This is a genomic window from uncultured Campylobacter sp., assembly GCF_938045405.1.
Lineage (GTDB): Bacteria > Campylobacterota > Campylobacteria > Campylobacterales > Campylobacteraceae > Campylobacter_B.
The window spans coordinates 1-3,658 of sequence record NZ_CALIMW010000254.1 but is presented as its reverse complement, the minus strand read 5'-3'; the positions used below and the strand labels follow the sequence as shown (position 1 = coordinate 3,658).

General features: G+C 46.3%; 6 protein-coding genes. 2 read left to right on the top strand and 4 right to left on the bottom strand.

Translation table 11 applies throughout. The features are described from left to right. Positions 1-66 precede the first annotated feature (66 nt). The 3 genes from Q0140_RS10680 to Q0140_RS10670 form a co-directional block, all read right to left on the bottom strand. Entirely contained in the window at positions 67-228 is a 162-nt protein-coding gene (locus Q0140_RS10680) for a hypothetical protein (protein WP_297964437.1), read from the bottom strand. A 209-nt stretch (positions 229-437) separates the two neighbouring features. Continuing rightward, positions 438-812 (bottom strand): RidA family protein, encoded by a 375-nt coding sequence (locus Q0140_RS10675; protein ID WP_297964435.1) that lies wholly within the window; start codon positions 810-812, stop codon positions 438-440. Between the two features lie 416 nt (positions 813-1,228). Beyond that, positions 1,229-1,351, bottom strand: a complete 123-nt coding sequence (locus Q0140_RS10670) for a hypothetical protein (RefSeq protein ID WP_297964433.1) — start codon at positions 1,349-1,351, stop codon at positions 1,229-1,231. A gap of 46 nt (positions 1,352-1,397) precedes the next feature. Between Q0140_RS10670 and Q0140_RS10665 the strand changes: the two genes are divergently transcribed. Then, entirely contained in the window at positions 1,398-1,544 is a 147-nt protein-coding gene (locus Q0140_RS10665; protein WP_297964431.1) for a hypothetical protein, read from the top strand. A gap of 535 nt (positions 1,545-2,079) precedes the next feature. On the opposite strand, the gene Q0140_RS10660 is transcribed toward Q0140_RS10665, so the two are convergent. Further along, positions 2,080-2,841 carry a TSUP family transporter gene (locus tag Q0140_RS10660; RefSeq protein ID WP_297964428.1) on the bottom strand — a complete coding sequence of 254 codons (762 nt, stop codon included), beginning with the start codon at positions 2,839-2,841 and terminating at the stop codon, positions 2,080-2,082. Between the two features lie 109 nt (positions 2,842-2,950). Between Q0140_RS10660 and Q0140_RS10655 the strand changes: the two genes are divergently transcribed. Then, entirely contained in the window at positions 2,951-3,211 is a 261-nt protein-coding gene (locus Q0140_RS10655; RefSeq protein WP_297964426.1) for a hypothetical protein, read from the top strand. Positions 3,212-3,658: the final 447 nt, after the last annotated feature.

Genomic DNA, 3,658 nt, shown 5'->3' with positions numbered 1-3,658 from the left:
TCATACGTGTAGCAGATGTCGGCGTCGGCACTGTCCGCAAACTCGGGCGGCGCGATCGTTTTTAGCTCAATCCGCGCTGACGCCAGCGTATCTTAGCAGCATCTGCTTGTAGCTCGTAGGCAGCGCGAAACCGAGCCGCCGCTGCGCCTGCGCGATCCATGCGGGCTCTATGTCGCTGCGCCCCGCGGCCGTGATATTTTTAGATTTTTGAATAAGCTCTTCTATCATTTTAATCCCATTTTGAGCGAGAAATTTTAACGCCTTAGCACGCCAGACGCGCTGTTTACATAAACCCGCGGACGTTTGGCGCGGCTTTGAAAATCTAAATTTAAAAACTCGCACAGCTACAAAACCAAAGCGAGGCGTTTAAAATTTCAAGCGCCCGTATCTAAATTTTAACCGCAAACCCGCAATGTCCTAGCGATCTAAATTTAACGCTACTTAGCCAGCGCTATTACTTCGATCTCCACAAGCGCGCCCTTGGGGAGCTTGGCGACCTGCACCGTGCTGCGAGCAGGCTTATGCTCACCGAACGCTGCCGCATATATCTCGTTCACCGCGGCAAAATCGCCCATATCGGCTAGGAAAATCGTAGTTTTGACGGCATCTTGTAGCGTCGCGCCAGCTTCTTTCAGGATCGCGGCGAGGTTTTGCAAAACCTGCCTTGCCTGCGCTTCCACGCCGCCCGCGACAAACTCGCCGTCGGGCTTAAGCGCGATCTGCCCAGAGGTAAAGATGAACCCGCCCGCCTTGATCGCCTGGGAGTACGGTCCGATGGCCTGCGCCGCATCGGGAGTCGAGATGATCTGCATGTAAAATCCTTTGTAAAAAATTTCGCCCATTTTATCGCAAAATATTTTAGCATTGCTTTAGGCGACGGAATTTCGCGGGCGAGCGAGATTGCGGGTGCAGCGGGCGCGACGGTGCAGCTAAAATTAATTGGCGGAAAGGCGGCGGCGCGGTAAAGATAATAAGCGCGGGGCGGCTAAATTTCGTTTATGCAAACACCGCAATGTAGTGGAATTTAAATGGCATGGATGAGCAAAATTTCGCCTACGATAGCAGAATGAAACGGCAAACGCAGCGGTGCGGTTAAATTTATCGCACAAATACAGCGAGCAATATGGCGGGAGGTAGTTAGCGCGAAATGGCGAGCCGTGACGGCGAAACGACAAAATTCAAAATAGCTGACGGGTGCAGAAAACGGCGCGTGAAAGTGCGGCTAAATTTAATCGCTGCGAGTGGATTTGGTAGTACATACGGGCGGCACGGCGAAATGATCTATGGAGCGGTATTTTAAAATTTTGTGGGCATAAACATATAAAATTTCATAGCACGGGTACGATAGCATTGTGCACTCGGCAATACGACGACTCTATCGGCGGCGGGCAGACCGCATGAATGCATGGCGATACGACGAAATAGATATGGGTGGTGCGGTGGAATTTAACTGGCGCGAATGGGCGAAATTTCACTGGCGTCGTTACGGCAGCAAATTAAATCCTTGTACCATCAAGATCGCAATGTCGCGACAGCAAAACTGAGCCCGCCCATGGTAGTGATACGGGCGGCGGGGCGGTAAAAGCAGCGCCAAAATCGCTACCATCGCAGCAGAAAGAACAGCGCCGTCATAAAAAAATCAGTGCAACACCGCGCAACGCAATTAAAATCCTCGCAGTAGCAAGCGCGGCAACGAAGTCGTCGATGTAGCGGAGCAAAATCGACGATATCGAAACAACAAAATCAAGACCTCATGACAAGCGAGACCTCCGACGTAACGCCAATAGAATCAACATCGCAGCAGCGGGAAATTAGCGTAGTCGCGATAAGATCAGCGTAACGCTATGATAAAATCGGCGCCATCGAAGCGAGACTGGCGCGACTCTACAGCAAGATCTGCGCTACTGCGGCAGCAAGATCAACGTCATTTAAATAGATCAACGAGAGCTCATAAAATTTTACGTGAAATTTTATACGAAATCCTGTATAAAATTCTATGATTTTGGCTTTAGATTAGCCTGCGATCGGTCTTCAACCAGTCTGTAATTAACTTGCGATCAGCCCAAATTAGTCCTGTATTCAGCTTGCGATCAGTCCGTAAAGTAGCTTTAAAATCGTGGCGGCAACGACGAACAGAAGCATCTTGCGCACGAATTTCACATCGCATCGCATCACTAGGCTTGAACCCGCGAAGCTGCCCGCGATCTGTCCGACCGCCATCACCGCTCCGACGAGCCATAAAATTTGCCCGCCGATGATAAAAACGCCCAAAGAGACGATGTTTGAGGTGAAATTTAAAACTTTCGTGTGCGCGACCGCCTTTTTCATATATAGCCCTAAAATTCCCACGAGTGCAAACGTCCAAAACGAGCCCGTACCAGGGCCGAAAAATCCGTCGTAAAACCCCAAAATAAGCCCGAAAATCGCGTAAAAGCTCTTTTTTGACATCTTGGGTTTGGTGGGCGCTTCGCCTAGGTTCGGCGAAAAAATCATATAAAATAAAAGCGCCAGCAGCAGGATCGGAATGAGGTAGTTTAGGAATTTCGCATCAATTAGAAGTAGGACATAAGCGCCGACGAGCCCACCTATGAACGTAAAAATCACGCCGCGCAGGATCTCCGCCGCATCGACATAGCCCTTGCGGATGAAATTTAAAGCGGCGGTGAAGCTTCCGAAGCTGCCTTGAAATCTATTTGTGGCGATCGCTACATGCGGCGGAACGCCCACGGCAAGCAGCGCAGGCAGCGATATCAGCCCGCCGCCGCCCGCGATCGAGTCGATAAATCCGCCGAAAAACGCCGCCGCAAAAAGCACCGCAAACTGCCAAAGCTCAAGCTCCATTTTTGTCCTTTTTGATTTCTATTATTTTACAAAATATAGACTTAAATTTTAACTGTCATACACCGCAATGGCAAATCGTATGCTATAATAGTAAAAAATAAGGATAAAAATGAATAGTTTCAAAAAAATCATAGATCTGATTTTAAAAATTTTCATCATAAGTGTATCTATTTTAGGGGTAATCATCATATTAATAATAGCATTTATTATTGCGTCAATTTATTTAAAACCATATAATGATTTTTGGAACGTAAAGAGCAATAATTTTGAAGAATTAAATATTTTAACAGACAATGCAGATATGGATGGCTTACTTTTGTATCGTAGAAAAATTCAAGCAAATGCCGCAGATAGCCTAGATGAAATCTGATATGTTCATTACGTAAAGTTAAATTCTACTAACGGCATAGCAGAAAAGAAACTCATTGAAAACGGCTACAAACCCTCCAATAAATCCAATTGTGTCGCTCAAGATAGCAATCTAGCGAAATTCAAAAAGATCACGTTTGCAGCGCCGTTTTTTCATTATCTAGGCTATAGTGATGTATTTGATAAAATATATTTAGTCTATGGCTCAACAGCTCACTTAGATGTATCTACCATAAGCGCAGAAAATGGACAAATCTGGCAAAAACAAGGACACGAAATTATTATATATCCAGGAGAAAATATAATTCAAAAGAATAGATTATTCTCTGAGTGTTTTGGTCCATTCGGTATGTGCAATTAAAGCTAGAATTAATCAAGCAGTGAAGGTAAAATTTTATCTATCTCACCGCTCTGTCCGAGGCGATATAGCGCGAAGTCGTATTTGATG